The sequence below is a fragment of the Halomonas sp. LMYGS-3 genome, from assembly GCF_059509875.1.
This window is the reverse complement of record NZ_JCAKFQ010000005.1, coordinates 77,524-95,075: the sequence shown is the minus strand read 5'-3', so window position 1 is coordinate 95,075 and position 17,552 is coordinate 77,524. Positions and strand designations below refer to the sequence as shown.

Annotated in this window: 11 protein-coding genes; 9 read left to right on the top strand and 2 right to left on the bottom strand. The window is 67.3% G+C overall.

The genetic code is table 11. The features are described 5' to 3' along the window. Positions 1 to 4 precede the first annotated feature (4 nt). The 6 genes from aroB (at position 5) to eno (ending at position 11,564) form a co-directional block, all read left to right on the top strand. Entirely contained in the window at positions 5 to 1,111 is a 1,107-nt protein-coding gene (aroB, locus tag AC5W54_RS06480; RefSeq protein WP_495961252.1) for a 3-dehydroquinate synthase, read from the top strand. A gap of 445 nt (positions 1,112 to 1,556) precedes the next feature. Continuing rightward, on the top strand, positions 1,557 to 6,005 hold the full coding sequence (gene gltB / locus AC5W54_RS06475; protein ID WP_495961251.1) for a glutamate synthase large subunit: 4,449 nt from the start codon (positions 1,557 to 1,559) through the stop codon (positions 6,003 to 6,005). A 47-nt stretch (positions 6,006 to 6,052) separates the two neighbouring features. Further along, positions 6,053 to 7,471 carry an FAD-dependent oxidoreductase gene (locus tag AC5W54_RS06470; RefSeq protein ID WP_495961250.1) on the top strand — a complete coding sequence of 473 codons (1,419 nt, stop codon included), beginning with the start codon at positions 6,053 to 6,055 and terminating at the stop codon, positions 7,469 to 7,471. Between the two features lie 247 nt (positions 7,472 to 7,718). Then, on the top strand, positions 7,719 to 9,374 hold the full coding sequence (gene pyrG / locus AC5W54_RS06465) for a CTP synthase (protein WP_495961249.1): 1,656 nt from the start codon (positions 7,719 to 7,721) through the stop codon (positions 9,372 to 9,374). Positions 9,375 to 9,382: 8 nt separating this feature from the next. Next, positions 9,383 to 10,234 carry a 3-deoxy-8-phosphooctulonate synthase gene (gene kdsA / locus AC5W54_RS06460; protein WP_495961248.1) on the top strand — a complete coding sequence of 284 codons (852 nt, stop codon included), beginning with the start codon at positions 9,383 to 9,385 and terminating at the stop codon, positions 10,232 to 10,234. A 37-nt stretch (positions 10,235 to 10,271) separates the two neighbouring features. Then, positions 10,272 to 11,564: a phosphopyruvate hydratase gene (eno, locus tag AC5W54_RS06455; protein ID WP_495961247.1), complete on the top strand. Its 1,293-nt coding sequence runs from the start codon at positions 10,272 to 10,274 to the stop codon at positions 11,562 to 11,564. A gap of 498 nt (positions 11,565 to 12,062) precedes the next feature. On the opposite strand, the gene fdxA is transcribed toward eno, so the two are convergent. Both fdxA and mutS read right to left on the bottom strand, forming a co-directional pair. Continuing rightward, on the bottom strand, positions 12,063 to 12,386 hold the full coding sequence (gene fdxA / locus AC5W54_RS06450; RefSeq protein ID WP_495961246.1) for a ferredoxin FdxA: 324 nt from the start codon (positions 12,384 to 12,386) through the stop codon (positions 12,063 to 12,065). A 163-nt stretch (positions 12,387 to 12,549) separates the two neighbouring features. After that, positions 12,550 to 15,129 (bottom strand): DNA mismatch repair protein MutS, encoded by a 2,580-nt coding sequence (gene mutS, locus AC5W54_RS06445; protein WP_495961245.1) that lies wholly within the window; start codon positions 15,127 to 15,129, stop codon positions 12,550 to 12,552. 127 nt (positions 15,130 to 15,256) lie between these two features. Here mutS and AC5W54_RS06440 point away from each other — a divergent pair, with 127 nt between their 5' ends. The 3 genes from AC5W54_RS06440 to AC5W54_RS06430 all read left to right on the top strand — a co-directional run bounded on the left by AC5W54_RS06440 (position 15,257) and on the right by AC5W54_RS06430 (position 17,439). Beyond that, entirely contained in the window at positions 15,257 to 15,769 is a 513-nt protein-coding gene (locus AC5W54_RS06440) for a CinA family protein (protein ID WP_495961244.1), read from the top strand. Positions 15,770 to 15,882: 113 nt separating this feature from the next. Beyond that, complete coding sequence (recA, locus tag AC5W54_RS06435; RefSeq protein WP_495961243.1) at positions 15,883 to 16,950, top strand: recombinase RecA; 1,068 nt, start codon at positions 15,883 to 15,885, stop codon at positions 16,948 to 16,950. 3 nt (positions 16,951 to 16,953) lie between these two features. Then, positions 16,954 to 17,439, top strand: a complete 486-nt coding sequence (locus AC5W54_RS06430; RefSeq protein ID WP_495961242.1) for a regulatory protein RecX — start codon at positions 16,954 to 16,956, stop codon at positions 17,437 to 17,439. Positions 17,440 to 17,552 lie beyond the last annotated feature (113 nt).

Below are 17,552 nucleotides of genomic sequence, written 5' to 3'. Positions count from 1 at the left end.
TCCCATGAGCGACTCCCAGGACGCCCCGCACACCCTCCAGGTCGCGCTGGGCGAGCGTAGCTACCCCATCCATATCGGCTCCGGCCTGCTCGGTGATCCCCGCTGGCTGGCCCCCTACCTGGCCGGGCGTCAGGTGATGATCGTCACCAACGAGACCGTCGCGCCACTCTATCTCGACCGCTGCCGCGCCGGCCTGCCGGAGGATCTCGAGGTGCGCGAGTTGGTGCTGCCCGACGGCGAGGCGACCAAGACCCTGGCCAGCGTCGAGCGGATCTGGGATGCGCTGCTCGCGGCCGGCTTCAACCGCCGCTGCACGCTCATCGCTCTGGGCGGCGGAGTGATCGGCGACATGGCCGGCTTCGCCGCGGCCTGCTATCAGCGCGGGGTGGCCTTCGTCCAGGTGCCGACCACCCTGCTGGCCCAGGTGGACTCCTCGGTGGGCGGCAAGACCGGGGTGAACCATCCGCGCGGCAAGAACATGGTCGGTGCCTTCTGGCAGCCCCGGGCGGTGCTGATCGACACCGACACCCTGGCCACCCTGCCGCCGCGGGAGCTCTCGGCCGGGCTCGCCGAGGTGATCAAGTACGGCCTGATCCGCGATGCCGATTTCCTGGCCTGGCTCGAGGCGGAGATGGGCGCGCTGCGCGGCCTCGAGGCCGCGGCCCTGGCCCGGGCCATCGAGCACAGCTGTGCGCTCAAGGCCGAGATCGTCGCCGAGGACGAGACCGAGCAGGGGGTGAGGGCGCTGCTCAATCTGGGGCATACCTTCGGTCACGCCATCGAGGCGTACCAGGGCTACGGTAACTGGTTGCACGGCGAGGCCGTGGGGGTCGGGATTCTGATGGCCGCCGAACTGTCACAGCGCCTGGGCTGGCTCACGGAGGCCGAAGTGGAGAGGACGCGGGCCCTTCTCGAGGCCGCGGCCCTGCCATTGGCCGCCCCCGCAGACATGGGCACCCACGACTTCCTCGACCTCATGCGCCTGGACAAGAAGAACCTCGACAGCCGGCTGCGGCTGATCCTGTTGCGTGCGCTGGGGGAGGCTTGCGTGCATGACGAGACGCCTCCCGAGACGCTGGAGGTGCTGCTCGAAGCGTTCCCGCGGCGCTGATCCCGGCGTGACCCTTGCGTTCGACTTTGCCGACGCCCGCCTCGTGCGGGCGTCGGCGTTTTCGATTTCCCGCCCCGTGGGCGTCGATGGGGGAGTCGGGTTGTCAATCCGTATGCCGTATGCCGGATCGGCATGAGGAGGGCGATGCTTTTTAGACCAAAGTCTATGCCCGATGACTGGGCGTTGAAAATTCGTTTTAGGGTTTTGCAAGTCGTTGACTTGTTGGGTTTTTTTGCCCTGGCTGGGACGCAAGTTCCGGATTTGCCGTCGTTTTTCAAGGGGCGGTAAGGGCGCAGTGATTGCGTGAAGGCGGTCAGGCTCGCTATCCTTGTTAGCCTTTTTGCCGCGCAGTCGATGCACTCGATGGCGACGAAAATAACAAGATAACCTGATAGATTACCATGTATCGGCTGTAAAAGAAATATCCTTTATCCGAGGCGCGCCCATGAACAGAGGTCTTCACCAGCCCGGCGAGTTCCGTGACAACTGCGGGTTCGGCCTGATCGCCCATATGGAAGGGCAGGCCAGCCACGATCTTCTCAAGACCGCCATCGAGTCGCTGACCTGCATGACCCATCGCGGCGGTATCGCCGCCGACGGCAAGACCGGCGACGGCTGTGGTCTGTTGCTGAAGATGCCGGATGCCTTCATGCGTGACATCGCCCGGGAGGCGCTGGGCGTCACGCTGGGCGATCGCTATGCCGTGGGCGCGGTCTTCCTGCCCGACGACGATGCCCGCGAGACCCGTGGACGCGAGACCCTGGAGGCCGAGCTCGAGGCCCGCGGCCTGAAGGTGCTGGGGTGGCGCGAGGTGCCGGTGGACCCGAGCGTCTGCGGCCCCATGGCCCTGGACTGCCTGCCGCGCATCCGTCAGCTGTTCGTCGAGCCCGCCGAAGGGGAGGGCAAGCGGTTCGATGTCGACCTGTTCATGGCCCGCCGCCGTGCCGAGCAGGCGCTGCGCGACGACGAGGACTTCTACGTCTGTTCGCTATCGCCGGAAGTGGTCTCCTACAAGGGCCTGGTGATGCCGGTCGACCTGCCGGCCTTCTACCGCGACCTGGGCGATGAGCGTCTGGAGACCGCCATCTGCGTCTTCCATCAGCGCTTCTCCACCAATACCGCGCCGCGCTGGCCGCTGGCGCAGCCGTTCCGCCTGCTGGCCCACAACGGTGAGATCAACACCATCGAGGCCAACCGCGGCTGGGCGAACTCGCGCAAGGAGAACTTCGTCAACGAACGGCTGCCCGACATCGCCGAGCTCGACGAGATCGTCAATACCACCGGGTCCGACTCCTCGAGCATGGACAACATGCTCGAGGTGCTGCTGACCGGCGGCATGGAGCTGCACCGTGCGGTGCGCATGATGGTGCCGCCGGCCTGGCAGAACGTCGAAATCATGGACGGCGACCTGCGCGCCTTCTACGAATACAACTCCATGCACATGGAGCCCTGGGATGGCCCGGCGGGCGTGGTGATGACCGACGGCCGCCAGGCGGTCTGCATGCTCGATCGCAACGGCCTGCGTCCGGCCCGCTGGGTGATCACCCGCAACGGCTACATCACCCTCGCCTCCGAGATCGGCACCTACGGCTACCAGCCCGAGGACGTGGTGGCCAAGGGCCGCGTCGGCCCGGGCCAGATACTGGCCGTGGACACCGAGACCGGCGAGGTGCTGCACACCGGCGACATCGACGAGCGCCTCAAGTCGGCCTACCCCTACAAGCGCTGGCTGAAGCAGGAGGCCAACTACCTGGAGTCGGCACTCACCGAGCTCGCCAGCTTCCAGAACATGGACGCCGACGAGCTGAGCGTGCACCAGAAGATGTTCCAGGTCAGCTTCGAGGAGCGCGACCAGTTGCTGCGCCCGCTGGCCGAGAGCGGCCAGGAGGCGGTCGGCTCCATGGGCGACGACACCCCCATGGCGGTGCTCTCCGGCAAGCAGCGCCTGCTCACCGACTACTTCCGCCAGAAGTTCGCCCAGGTCACCAACCCGGCCATCGACCCGCTGCGCGAAGCGATCGTGATGTCGCTGGAAACCTGCATCGGGGCCGAGCTCAACGTCTTCAAGGCGACTCCCGAGCACGCCCACCGCATCATCCTGACAACGCCGATCCTCTCGCCGCGCAAGTTCTCCGCGCTGGTCGACCAGGACGACCCGGCCTTCGCCAGTCATACCCTGTCGCTGGCCTACGAGCCCGAGCAGGTCGGCCTCAAGGGGGCGATTACTGAGCTCTGCCGCCAGGCCGAGGCCGCGGTGAGTGACGGCAAGGTGATCCTGGTACTGTCGGATGCCGACCTCGCGAAGGGACAGCTGCCGATCCATGCTGCCCTGGCCGTGGGCGCGGTGCACCACCACCTGGGCAAGCTGGCGCTGCGTCCGCGGGTCAACCTGGTGGTGGAGACCGGCTATGCCCGCGATGCCCACCAGATGGCGGTGCTGTTCGGCGTGGGCGCCACCGCGGTCTTCCCGTGGCTGGCCTACCAGGTCATGGCCGACATGCACCGGACCGGCGAACTGGTCGGCAACCCCGCCGACGCCCGCGAGAACTACCGCAAGGGGCTGCAGAAGGGGCTGTTCAAGATCCTCTCCAAGATGGGGATCTCGACGCTCGCCTCCTACCGTGGCTCCCAGCTGTTCGAGGCCGTGGGCCTCTCCTCCGAAGTGATGGAGCTCTGCTTCACCGGTATGGCCTCGCGCATCGAGGGCACCGGCTTCGCCGAGCTGCAGCTGCAGCAGGAGTGGCTCGCCCGCGACGCCTGGATTCCCCGCAAGGGCATCTCCCAGGGCGGTCTGGTCAAGTACGTCCACGGGCACGAGTACCATGCCTACAACCCGGACGTGATCAAGGCGCTGCAGGAGGCGGTGCAGGAGGGCAACTACGGCAAGTGGAAGAAATTCGCGGCGCTGGTCAACGAGCGCTCGCCGGCCACCATCCGTGACCTGCTCAGGCTGAAACCGGCCACCGAGGCGGTTGCGCTTTCGGAGGTCGAGTCGGTCGAGGAGCTGATCCCGCGCTTCGACAGCGCCGGCATGTCACTGGGCGCGCTGTCGCCGGAGGCCCACGAGGCCCTGGCCCAGGCCATGAACGAGGCCGGCGGTCGCTCCAACTCCGGCGAGGGCGGCGAGGATCCGGCGCGCTACGGCACCGTGCGCTCCTCCAAGATCAAGCAGATCGCCTCCGGGCGCTTCGGCGTCACCCCGGCCTACCTGGTCAACGCCGAGGTGCTGCAGATCAAGGTGGCCCAGGGCGCCAAGCCCGGCGAGGGCGGCCAGTTGCCCGGTGGCAAGGTCAACGAGCTGATCGCCCGGCTACGCTACTCGGTGCCCGGCGTGACCCTGATCTCGCCGCCGCCGCACCACGATATCTACTCCATCGAGGACCTGGCGCAACTGATCTTCGACCTCAAGCAGGTCAATCCGGACGCCCAGGTCTCGGTCAAGCTGGTCTCCGAGCCCGGCATCGGCACCATCGCCACCGGCGTGGCCAAGGCCTACGCCGACCTGATCACCGTCTCCGGCTATGACGGCGGTACCGCGGCGAGCCCGCTGACCTCGATCAAGCACGCCGGCTCGCCCTGGGAACTGGGCCTGCCCGAGGTCCACCAGGCGCTGCGCATCAACGGCCTGCGCGACAAGATCCGCCTGCAGACCGATGGCGGCCTGAAGACCGGCCTCGACGTGGTCAAGGCGGCGATCCTCGGCGCCGAGAGCTTCGGCTTCGGGACCGCACCGATGGTGGCGCTGGGCTGCAAGTACCTGCGCATCTGCCACCTCAACAACTGCGCCACCGGGGTGGCCACCCAGCACGACTACCTGCGCGACGAGCACTTCCGCGGCACCGTCGACATGGTCAAGCACTACTTCCGTTTCATCGCCGAGGAGGTGCGCGAACTGATGGCCATGCTGGGGGTGAGAAAGCTCACCGACCTGATCGGCCGCACCGACCTGTTCGAGGTGCTCGAGGGCGTCACGCCGTCGCAGCGCAACCTCGACCTGACGCCGTTGCTCGAGAACGACTTCGTGCCGGCGGATGCGCCGCAGTTCTGCCAGGTGAGTCGCAATGTGCCCCACGATCCGGGCGCCAAGAACCAGGAAGTGCTCGAGGCGCTGCGCGACGCCATCGAGGCGAAATCCGGCGGCGAGTTCGCGTTCGCCATCACCAACTGCGACCGCTCCGTCGCGGCGTTGGCCTCCGGCGCCATCGCCAAGCGCTACGGCGAGCAGGGGCTCGAGGACGCGCCGATCACCGTGCGCTTCAAGGGCGTGGCCGGGCAGAGCTTCGGCGTCTGGAACGCCCGCGGCCTGCACCTCTACCTGGAGGGCGACGCCAACGACTACGTCGGCAAGGGCATGAACGGCGGCAAGGTGGTGATCGTGCCGCCGGCGGGCAGCTCCTTCGAGAGTCACAAGACGGCGATCATCGGTAACACCTGCCTGTACGGTGCCACCGGCGGCAAGCTGTTCGCCGCCGGCACCGCGGGCGAGCGCTTCGGGGTGCGCAACTCCGGCGTCCATGCGGTGATCGAGGGCTCCGGCGACCACTGCTGCGAGTACATGACCGGCGGCCTGATCTGCGTGCTCGGCGAGACCGGGGTCAACTTCGGTGCCGGCATGACCGGTGGCTTCGCCTACGTGCTCGACGAAAACCGCACCTTCGTCGACAAGTACAACCATGAACTGGTGGAGATCCACCGAGTGAACACCGAGGCCATGGAGGCCTACCGGCGTCACCTGCGGGAGGTCATCGAGGAGTTCGTCGCCGAGACCGGCTCTGCCCGGGGCGCGGCGATCCTCGAGGACTTCAGCGACTTCATTCGCCACTTCTGGCTGGTGAAGCCCAAGGCAGCGAGCCTCAACGACCTGCTCGCCCAGTCCCGGCGTCAGCCGGAATGAATGAGTCGTTGGCGTTCCGAGTCAGCCCGCAGAGAGGAGCAGAGACCATGGCAAACCGTCTGAGCAACGATTTCCAGTTCATCGACGTGGGTCGCCAGGACCCGAAGAAGAAGGAGGCGCGCACCCGCTCGCGGGAGTTCGCCGAGATCTACGAGCCCTACAAGCCCCAGGAGGCGGCCAGTCAGGCGCATCGCTGCCTGCACTGCGGCAACCCCTACTGCGAGTGGAAGTGCCCGGTCCACAACTACATCCCCAACTGGCTGCAGCTGGTCAGTGAGGGCAACATCCTCGAGGCGGCGGAGCTGTCCCACAAGACCAATACCCTGCCCGAGGTGTGTGGCCGGGTCTGCCCCCAGGATCGCCTGTGCGAGGGCGACTGCACCCTCAACGACGGCTTCGGCGCGGTGACCATCGGCTCGGTGGAGAAGTACATCACCGATACCGCCTTCGCCATGGGCTGGCGCCCCGACATGTCCAAGGTGACCTGGACCGATCGCAAGGTGGCGGTGATCGGGGCCGGCCCGGCGGGGCTCGGCTGTGCCGACATCCTGGTGCGCAACGGCGTCAAGCCGGTGGTGTTCGACAAGTACCCGGAGATCGGCGGCCTGCTGACCTTCGGCATTCCCGAGTTCAAGCTCGAGAAGAACGTCATGGAGCGTCGCCGGGCGGTGTTCGAGGAGATGGGCGTGGAGTTCTGTCTCGGCGTCGAGATCGGCCGCGACATCGCCTTCGACACCCTGCTCGATGAGTACGACGCGGTCTTCCTCGGCATGGGCACCTACAAGTACATGGAGGGCGGCTTCCCGGGCGAGGACCTGCCCGGGGTGCACAAGGCGCTCGACTTCCTGATCGCCAACGTCAACCACTGCCTCGGCTTCGAGAAGGATCCCCGCGACTACATCTCCTTCAAGGGCCAGCGGGTGGTGGTGCTGGGTGGCGGCGATACCGCCATGGATTGCAACCGCACCTCGATCCGCCAGGGCGCGACGAGCGTGACCTGCGCCTATCGTCGCGACGAGGAGAACATGCCGGGCTCGCGGCGTGAGGTGGCCAACGCCCGCGAGGAGGGCGTCGAGTTCCTGTTCAACCGTCAGCCGGTGGCGGTGATGGGCGAGGGCAAGGTCGAGGGCGTCAAGGTGGTGCGCACCCGCCTCGGCGAGCCCGACGAGAACGGGCGCCAGCGCCCCGAGGTGGTGCCGGGCTCCGAGGAGGTCATTCCCGCCGACGCCGTGGTCATCGCCTTCGGCTTCCAGCCGAACCCGGCACCCTGGTTCGCGACCGTGGGCATCGAGCTCGACGAGCGCGGCCGGGTCAAGGCGCCGGAAGAGGGCGCCTACGCCTTCCAGACCACCAACGAGAAGATCTTCGCCGGTGGCGACATGGTGCGCGGCTCCGACCTGGTGGTCACCGCCATCTACGAGGGCCGCCAGGCTGGCGAGGGCATCCTCGACTACCTGGGCGTGTGACGATTGCGGCCCCGCTGCTGAGTGGTGAGCGGCGCCGGGGACGGGTCGGAGCGGAGGTCCTTTTCCAGGGATGGAAAAGGTAGCGCCCAGGGAGGGTTCACAGCGCCTCCGCGAAGACCTGTCGCCGGAACAGCCGCGGGTGGTGGCCTGGCCGAAATTGAGCCATTGGTCGTATTCTGCTAGTCTGTCGTCCCATCCTGGCGCGGCTTCCTGCCACGCCTCATGATCACGTTTCGACAGGTTCTCCATGACACGATATATCTTCGTGACCGGCGGCGTTGTGTCCTCACTCGGCAAGGGCATCGCGTCGGCCTCGCTGGCGGCGATTCTCGAGGCGCGCGGCCTCAAGGTCACCATGCTCAAGCTGGATCCGTACATCAACGTCGATCCCGGCACCATGAGCCCCTTCCAGCACGGCGAGGTGTTCGTCACCGAGGATGGCGCCGAGACCGACCTCGACCTCGGTCACTACGAGCGCTTCATCCGCACGAAGATGACCCAGGGCAACAACTTCACCACCGGGCGTGTCTACGAGCACGTGCTGCGTCGCGAGCGCCGCGGCGACTACCTGGGCGGCACCGTGCAGGTGATCCCGCACATCACCGACGAGATCAAGCGCCGTGTCTATGCTGGCGGCGAGGGCTTCGACGTGGCGCTGGTCGAGATCGGCGGCACGGTGGGAGACATCGAGTCGCTGCCCTTCCTCGAGTCGATCCGCCAGATCAGGAGCGAGCTGGGCGCGAGCCGGGCGATCTTCATGCACCTGACCCTGGTGCCTTATATCAAGACGGCGGGGGAGACCAAGACCAAGCCGACCCAGCACAGCGTCAAGGAGCTGCGCTCCATCGGTATCCAGCCCGACATCCTGATCTGCCGCAGCGAGGTCGAGCTCGAGGAAGCCGAGCGGCGCAAGATCGCGCTGTTCACCAACGTCGAGGAGCGTGCGGTCATCCCGCTGCAGGACGCCGACACCATCTACCGCATCCCGCTGATGCTCCACGAGTACGGCCTCGACGAGATCGTCTGCGACAAGCTGCGCCTCACCGCCGACGAGGCCGACCTCGGCGAGTGGGTGCACGTGCTCGACGCCAAGCTCAACCCGCTCAAGTCGATCAACATCGCCATGGTCGGCAAGTACATGGAGCTGCTCGACGCCTACAAGTCGCTCAACGAGGCGCTGATCCACGCCGGCATCCAGACCCGGGTGAAGGTCAACGTCGACTACATCGACTCCGAGGACATCGAGCGCCACGGCCCGGAACGACTCTCCGGCAAGGATGCCATCCTGGTACCAGGCGGGTTCGGTGAGCGCGGGGTGGAAGGCAAGATCGAGACGGCCCGCTATGCCCGCGAGAACGACATCCCCTATCTCGGCATCTGCCTCGGCATGCAGGTGGCGGTGATCGAATTCGCTCGCCACGTGGCCGGCTGGGAGGACGCCAACTCCACCGAGTTCACCCACGACACCCAGCACCCGGTAGTGGGCCTGATCACCGAGTGGATCAATGCCGAGGGCAAGATCGAACTGCGCGATGCGGCCTCCGACCTGGGTGGCACCATGCGTCTGGGTGGCCAGATCTGTCACCTCGAGCCCGGCACTCGGGCCCGCGAGGCCTATGGCGCCGACGAGATCGTCGAGCGTCATCGCCATCGCTTCGAGGTCAACAACCAGTTCGTCGAGGCGCTGGAGAAGGCCGGCCTGGTGGTCTCCGGCAGGAGCGTCGACAATTCCCTGGTGGAGATGATCGAGTTGCCGGATCACCCCTGGTTCGTGGCCTGCCAGTTCCACCCGGAGTTCACCTCCACGCCGCGTGACGGCCACCCGCTGTTCACCGGCTTCGTCAATGCGGCGCTGGAGCACAAGGCGGCGCGCACCCGCGCCCAGTCCTCGCACCAGGAGTGAGGCGAACCATGACCACATCCGAACGTCACATCGACTTTGCCGGCCTGAAGGCCGGCAATTCATTGCCGCTCATGCTGTTCGGCGGCATGAACGTGCTCGAGTCCCGGGAACTCGCCCTCGAGGTCGCCGAGGCCTATGTCGAGGCCACGGGCAGGCTCGACATGCCCTACGTGTTCAAGGCCAGCTTCGACAAGGCCAACCGCAGCTCCATCCACTCCTTCCGCGGTCCCGGCCTCGAGAAGGGGCTGGAGATCCTCGCCGAGGTGAAGGCGCACCTCAATGTGCCGATCCTCACCGATGTCCACGAGCCCTGGCAGGCCGCGCCCGTCGCCGAGGTCGCCGACATCATCCAGTTGCCGGCCTTCCTGGCCCGCCAGACCGACCTGGTGGTGGCGATGGCGAAGACCGGCGCGGTGATCAACATCAAGAAACCGCAGTTCCTCGCGCCCCACGAGATGCGTCACATCATCCGCAAGTGCGAGGAGGCCGGCAACGACCGCCTGATCCTCTGCGAGCGTGGCTCCTCCTTCGGCTACAACAACCTGGTGGTCGACATGCTCGGCTTCGGCGAGATGAAGCAGACCGGCTATCCGCTCTTCTTCGACGTGACCCACTCGCTGCAACGCCCCGGCGGGCGGGCCGACAGTGCCGACGGCCGCCGTGCCCAGGTCGCCGAGCTGGCACGGGCGGGGGTTGCCGTGGGCCTGGCCGGGCTCTTCCTGGAGGCCCACCCGGACCCCGACAACGCCAAGTGCGACGGCCCCTGTGCGCTGCCGCTGGACAGGCTCGCGCCCTTCCTGACCCAGCTCAAGGCCCTCGATGACCTGGTGAAGGGGTTCGCGCCGCTCGCGATAACCTGATTCTCCATCACGCTGACACGACAAAAGGAAAACTCCCATGACCAAGATCGTCGACATTCGCGCCCTCGAGGTGCTCGACTCCCGCGGCAACCCCACCGTGCAGGCGGAAGTTCGCCTGGAGAGCGGTGCCATGGGGGTGGCTTGCGCCCCGAGCGGCGCCTCCACCGGCTCCCGCGAGGCGCTGGAACTGCGCGACGGCGACAAGAGCCGCTATCTCGGCAAGGGCGTATTGAAGGCCGTCGAGGCGGTCAACGGCGCGATCCGCAGCCGACTGATCGGCATGGATGCCCGCGACCAGCGTGGTCTCGACAACGCCATGCTCGCCCTCGATGGCACCGACAACAAGGCCAAGCTGGGCGCCAACGCCATCCTGGCCGTGTCGCTGGCCGCCGCCAAGGCCGCCGCCAACGCCAAGGGCATGCCGCTCTACGCCCATATCGCCGAGCTCTACGGCCAACCGGGCCGCTACGGCATGCCGGTACCGATGATGAACATCCTCAATGGCGGCGAGCATGCCGACAACAACGTCGACATCCAGGAGTTCATGGTGCAGCCGGTGGGCGCACCGAACTTCCACGAGGCGCTGCGTATGGGCGCCGAGATCTTCCACGCCCTGAAGAAGGTGCTCGCTGCCCGCGGCCTGGCCACTGCGGTGGGCGACGAGGGTGGCTTCGCGCCGAACCTGGCCTCCAACGCCGAGGCGCTGGCGGTGATCAAGCAGGCGGTCGGCGATGCCGGCTATGAGCTCGACCGCGACGTCACCCTGGCGCTCGACTGCGCCTCCTCCGAGTTCTACCGGGATGGCCAGTACAATCTCTCCGGGGAGGGCAAGTCCTTCGACGCCGCCGGTTTCGTCGACTACCTGGCGGGCCTGTGCGACGACTACCCCATCGTCTCCATCGAGGACGGCATGGACGAGTCCGACTGGGACGGCTGGAAGGCGTTGACCGACAAGCTCGGCGACAAGGTGCAGCTGGTCGGTGACGACCTCTTCGTGACCAACACCAAGATCCTCAAGCGCGGCATCGACGAGCAGATCGGCAACTCCATCCTGATCAAGTTCAACCAGATCGGCTCGCTCTCCGAAACCCTGGAGGCGATCCGCATGGCCCAGGACGCCGGCTTCACCGCGGTGATCTCGCATCGCAGCGGCGAGACCGAGGACACCACCATCGCCGACCTGGCCGTGGGCACCTGCGCCGGCCAGATCAAGACCGGGTCGCTGTGCCGCTCCGATCGGGTCGCCAAGTACAACCGCCTGCTGGTGATCGAGCAGGAGCTGGGCGACCGGGTGAGCTATCCGGGCCGTGGCGCGATCAAGGGGCAGTAAGCGAACGCCGTTGCCTTTTGCGTGTTTTTTTGTAGGAAATTGCCTACATTAGGGCGAAGAAATTCGCTCATCGTGCATGATGAAGACCGACACTTTCGAGTGTCGGTTTTTTTATATCATTGATTTAAATGAGATATTTTCTTGGCCCTCGAGAGTGGCCCAGGCGGGCCCGGTCGCAAGGTGCGACTTGGGGGTGGTTGTGCTGCAGCGCAGGGCTGGCCACAATGGATCACGGGACAAGGGAGAACGGGAAGGTTCTCCCGGCAGGATGCAACGGGATGCAAGATGTGGTGCGCCTGGTGCGACAGGAAGCCGCTTCCGGGCAGGGAAGACGCCACAGGAGTCGGGCGGAGGGAACCGCCCAAGGATTGGCTGGGAGCGGGCGGCCTGCGGGCCGCCTTTTTGCCTGGTGTTCTCCTTCTTCGCTCAGGGCAGAAACGCCGCCGCCGAATGTCGTGAGACATTCGGCGGCGGCGTTTTCGTTCCCCGGGTCGGGCGTCAGCGTTCGAGCTGCTCCAGCTTGCCCGGCTTGCCGTCCCACTCCTCGGCATCGGGCAGCGGGTCCTTCTTCTCGGCGATGTTCGGCCACACCTCGGCCAGCTCGGCGTTGATCTCGATGAACGGCTCCTGTCCCTCGGGCAGTTCATCCTCCGAGAAGATCGCCTCCGCGGGGCATTCGGGTTCGCACAGGGCGCAGTCGATGCACTCGTCGGGGTGGATCACCAGGAAGTTGGGGCCTTCATAGAAGCAGTCCACCGGGCAGACCTCGACACAGTCGGTGTACTTGCACTTGATGCAGTTCTCGGTGACGACGAATGTCATGCCAGTCTCCCTCCCTCGGGCCGGGGTCGCCCGCGGCCGGTAATGAGTAACTCAGGAATGGTTATAAGAAAGGCGTTTCTTATAATCCTGATAATTTGATCGAGCCATTCTAGTCGTGGCGCGGGCTGTCCCGCAAGCGTGCCCCGCTGCCATTGTCGGTCATTCACACCGTCTCCTTCCAGCGATAGAGAAGCTCCAGCGCCTGCCGTGGCGTCAGGTCGTCCACGGCCAGCGAGCCGAGGTCCTCCACCAGCGGATGGGGAGTGCTGGCGAAGAGATCGGTCTGCTGCGGCACGGCCGGCCCGCCCGCCGGAGAGGCGAGCTGGCGGCTGCCCTGGTCGATCTCCTGCTGCTCCAGCTGGGCCAGTTTCTCGCGGGCCCGGGCGATCACCGCCGTGGGCACGCCGGCGAGCTGCGCCACCTGCAGTCCGTAGCTCTGGCTGGCGGGGCCCTCCTCGACCCGGTGCATGAAGACGATGCCATCCTTGTGCTCCGCCGCCGTCAGGTGGACGTTGGCCACGCCTCCGGCCTGGTCGGCCAGCGCCGTCATCTCGAAGTAGTGGGTGGCGAACAGGGTGAAGGCGCGGGTACGGGTCAGGTGCTCGGCGCTGGCCCAGGCCAGCGACAGGCCGTCGAAGGTGCTGGTGCCGCGGCCGATCTCATCCATCAGTACCAGGCTGTGGTCGGTGGCATTGTGCAGGATGCTGGCGGTCTCGGTCATCTCGACCATGAAGGTGGAGCGCCCGCCGGCGAGGTCGTCGGAGGAGCCGATACGGGTGAAGATGCGGTCCACCGGGCCGATCTCCGCCTCGTCCGCCGGCACGAAGCTGCCGGTGTGGGCGAGCAGCACGATCAGCGCCGCCTGGCGCATGTAGGTGGACTTGCCGCCCATGTTGGGGCCCGTAATGACGAGCATCCTTCGCTCATCATTCATGATCAGGTCGTTGGGCACGAAGGGCGTTTCGCTGACCTGCTCGACCACCGGATGGCGACCGCCGCGGATCATGATGCCGGGGAGGGCGGCCAGGCGGGGGCGCACGAAGTCCAGTGCCTGGGCGCGCTCGGCGAAGGCACACAGCACGTCCAGCGCCGCCAGCGCCCGGGCGGTGGCCTGCAGCGTGTCCAATTCGGCGTTGAGGGTGTCGAGCAGGCCGTCGTAGAGCAGCTTCTCCCGGGCCAGGGCGCGGGACTTGGCCGACAGCGCCCTGTCCTCGAACTCCTTGAGCTCGGGGATGATGAAGCGTTCGGCGTTCTTCAGGGTCTGGCGGCGAATGTAATCGGCCGGGGCGTCGCGTGCCTGGGCGCGGGGGATCTCGATGTAGTATCCATGGACCCGGTTGTAGCCGACCTTGAGCCCGGGCAGGCCGGTGCGCTCCCGCTCGCGGGTCTCGAGGCGCACCAGGTAGTCGCCGGCGTGCTCGGCGAGCCCGCGGTGCTCGTCGAGCTCGGCGTCGAAGCCCTCGGCGATCACCCCGCCGTCGCGGATCACCACCGGTGGGTTCTCGACCAGGGCGCGGGTCAGGATATCGGCGAGTTCGGGGTAGGGGCGGATGTGCCGGCGCAGCTCGTCGAGGGCCGAGCCCTCGCTGTAGCCGCCGAGGTCCCGCTCCAGCGCGGGCAGCGCCGCGAGGGCGTCGCGCAGCCGGGCGAGATCCCGCGGGCGGGCGCTGTAGAGCGCGATCCGGGCCAGGATGCGTTCCATGTCGCCGATCGCCCTGAGCGCCTCGCGCAGGGCCGCGTAGCCCTCGTCGTCGAGCAGCAGGGCCACCGCCGACTGCCGGGACGTGACCTGGTCCCGGTCGCGCAGCGGCCGGTTGAGCCAGCGCTTGAGCAGCCGCGAGCCCATCGCCGTGGCGGTGGTGTCGAGCACGCTGGCCAGGGTGTTGTCGGCGGTGCCACCGAGGTTGGTGTCGATCTCCAGGTTGCGGCGGCTGGCGGCGTCGATCACCACGGCGTCGTCGCGGCTCTCGACGCCGATGGCGGTGACATGGGGCAGGGCCGTGCGCTGGGTGTCCCGGGCATAGTCGACCAGCACCCCGGCGGCGGTGATGGCGGCCTCCAGGTGGGCGCAGCCGAAGCCGCGCAGGTCCTGGACGCCGAACTGGTCGCACAGGGTGCGCGTCGCGCCCTCCAGGTCGAACAGCCAGTCGCTCTGGCGGCGCAGGCCGCGACGCCCCTCCAGGGCGGTCGGCAGGGCCAGGCTCTCGGCCACCAGTAGCTCGGCGGGGTCGAGACGCTGCAATTCGGCCAGCATCTCGCTCTCGCCCTCGACCTCGAGCACGTTGAAGCGACCGCTGGAGAGTTCCAGCCAGGCCAGCCCCCAGCGCTCGCCGAGCGGGGCCACGGCGACCAGCAGGTTGTCGCGGCGGGCGTCGAGCAGCGCCTCGTCGTAGAGGGTGCCGGGGGTGACGATGCGCACCACCCGTCGTTCCACCGGCCCCTTGCTGGTGGCGGGGTCGCCGATCTGCTCGCAGATCGCCACCGACTCGCCGGCCTGGACCAGGCGGGCGAGATAGCCCTCGGCGCTGTGGTAGGGCACCCCGGCCATGGGGATCGGCTTGCCCGCCGACTGGCCCCGCTGGGTCAGGGTGATGTCGAGCAGCGCGGCGGCACGCCGGGCGTCGTCGAAGAACAGCTCGTAGAAGTCGCCCATGCGGTAGAAGAGCAGCACCTCGGGGTGCTCGCGCTTGATCTTGAGGTATTGGGCCATCATCGGGGTATGCTGGGCGCTGGCCTGGGACATGGGGTTCCTGTGAGTTTCCGTCGGGTTCCGTGGGGCCGCGGCGGTTCGGCGCACGTCGGCCTGCATGTCGCTGACAAAGGCCGTATTGTACGTAAAAATCCATGCAGATTCCTTCAGGAGCGATGCGATGTCCCCTGGTGCTTCTCACCTGGCCAATCTCGACCTGACGCTGCTCGCCGAACGCCTGGGGCGAGCCTGCCGCGAGCGTGACGTGACGGTGACCGCCGCCGAGTCCTGCACCGGTGGCGGGGTGGCCAGCGCGATCACCGCCGTGGCCGGCAGCTCCGACTGGTTCGAGACCGGCTACGTGACCTACGCCAATGGCGCCAAGACTCGCCTGCTGGGGGTGCCGGAGGCGACTCTCGCGGAGTGCGGTGCGGTCAGTCGCGAGGTGGTCGAGGCCATGGTCGCCGGGGCCTGCCGCGACAGCGGTGCGGATCTCGGGGTGGCGATCAGCGGGGTGGCCGGCCCCGGGGGCGGCAGCCCCGACAAGCCGGTGGGCACCGTCTGGCTGGCCTGGGGCACCGCCGAACGCCAGCGGGCGGCCCGCCACCACTTTCCCGGCGATCGCCGCGCGGTGCGCGAGCAGGCGGTGCGGGAGGCTCTCGTCGGACTGATCCGGGAGCTGGAGCGCGACTGACGCGCCTCCGTCGCCGAGGCTAGCCGAGCGAGGATTTTTTCGCCATACTACTGTGCAGTCATACAGTACCCAATCCACTCCTCTCGTTTCATTCCATTGCCAGGAGACCCGTGATGGCTCAGGACGACAACCGTTCCAAGGCGCTGAATGCCGCGCTTTCCCAGATCGAGCGCCAGTTCGGCAAGGGCACCGTGATGCGTCTCGGCGATACCCCGCGGGTGGTCATGCCGTCGGTGTCCACCGGTTCGCTCGGGCTCGACATCGCGCTCGGCATCGGCGGTCTGCCCTATGGCCGAGTGGTGGAAATCTTCGGCCCGGAGTCCTCGGGCAAGACCACCCTGACCCTGTCGGTGATCGCCCAGGCGCAGCGCCAGGGCAAGACCTGCGCCTTCATCGACGCCGAGCATGCGCTCGACCCGAGCTATGCCGAGAAGCTCGGCGTCAACCTCGACGACCTGCTGGTTTCCCAGCCCGACACCGGCGAGCAGGCACTGGAGATCTGCGACATGCTGGTGCGCTCCGGCGGCGTCGACGTGATCATCATCGACTCGGTGGCCGCACTCACCCCGCGGGCCGAGATCGAGGGCGAGATGGGCGACTCCCACGTCGGCCTGCAGGCGCGCCTGATGTCCCAGGCGCTGCGCAAGATCACCGGTCATATCAAGAACGCCAACTGCATGGTGGTGTTCATCAACCAGATCCGCATGAAGATCGGCGTGATGTTCGGCAGCCCCGAGACCACCACCGGCGGCAACGCGCTGAAGTTCTACGCCAGCGTGCGTCTCGACATCCGCCGCACCGGTTCGGTGAAGCAGGGCGACGAGGTGACCGGCAACGAGACGCGGGTCAAGGTGGTCAAGAACAAGGTGGCACCGCCGTTCCGCCAGGCCGAGTTCCAGATCCTCTACGGCAAGGGCATCTACCACGCCGGCGAGGTGATCGACCTGGGCGTGCAGTGCAAGCTGGTCGACAAGGCCGGCGCCTGGTACAGCTACCAGGGCAACAAGATCGGCCAGGGCAAGGCCAATGCCGCTCAGTTCCTCGAGGACAACCCGGCCATCATGGAGGAGATCGAGAGCCAGATCCGCGCCCAGCTGCTCGCCGCACCGGAGCCGAAGAAGGACGAGGCCGACGAGGAGGCGGTGGCCGGCGCCGAGGTGCGCGAGGACGACCTGCTCTAAGTCATGCGATCCCCCTCTTCTCCCGCCGCGCCCCGGGACGATGCCATTCGCCTGCTGGCGCGGCGCGAGTATTCCCGCGCCGAGCTGCACGAGCGACTGTCGGCCAGGGGCCATGCAGCGGAGGGCATCGAGGCGTGCCTCGATGCCCTGGCCGAGGAGGGACTGCAGTCCGACGCGCGCTTCGCCGAGAGCTTCCTGCGCTCGCGGGTCGCTCGAGGGCAGGGCCCGCTGAAGATCCGCGCCGAGCTGGAGCGGCGCGGCCTCGATCGCGAAGGTATTCGCGCCGCCTTCGCCGAGCTCGAGGGCCAGGGCGAGGCCGACTGGTTCGCCCTGGCCTGCGACACCCTGTCCAGGCGCTTCGTCGGCCCCGGTGACACGCCCCGCGAGCGCGCCCGTCGCGAGCGCTTCCTGGCCGGTCGCGGCTTCGACTTCGACCAGCTGCGCCATGCGCTGGCCCACGCCTGGGACGAGACGCCTGAACAGGGATAGTCTGGCCGAGGGGCGCCGGGGGCAGGCCGGAGAGGAGGTCTTTTGCCAGGGAAGGCAAAAGTAGCGCCCAGGGACGGGTTTACAGCGCCTCCTCGGAGGCCTGCCGCCGGATC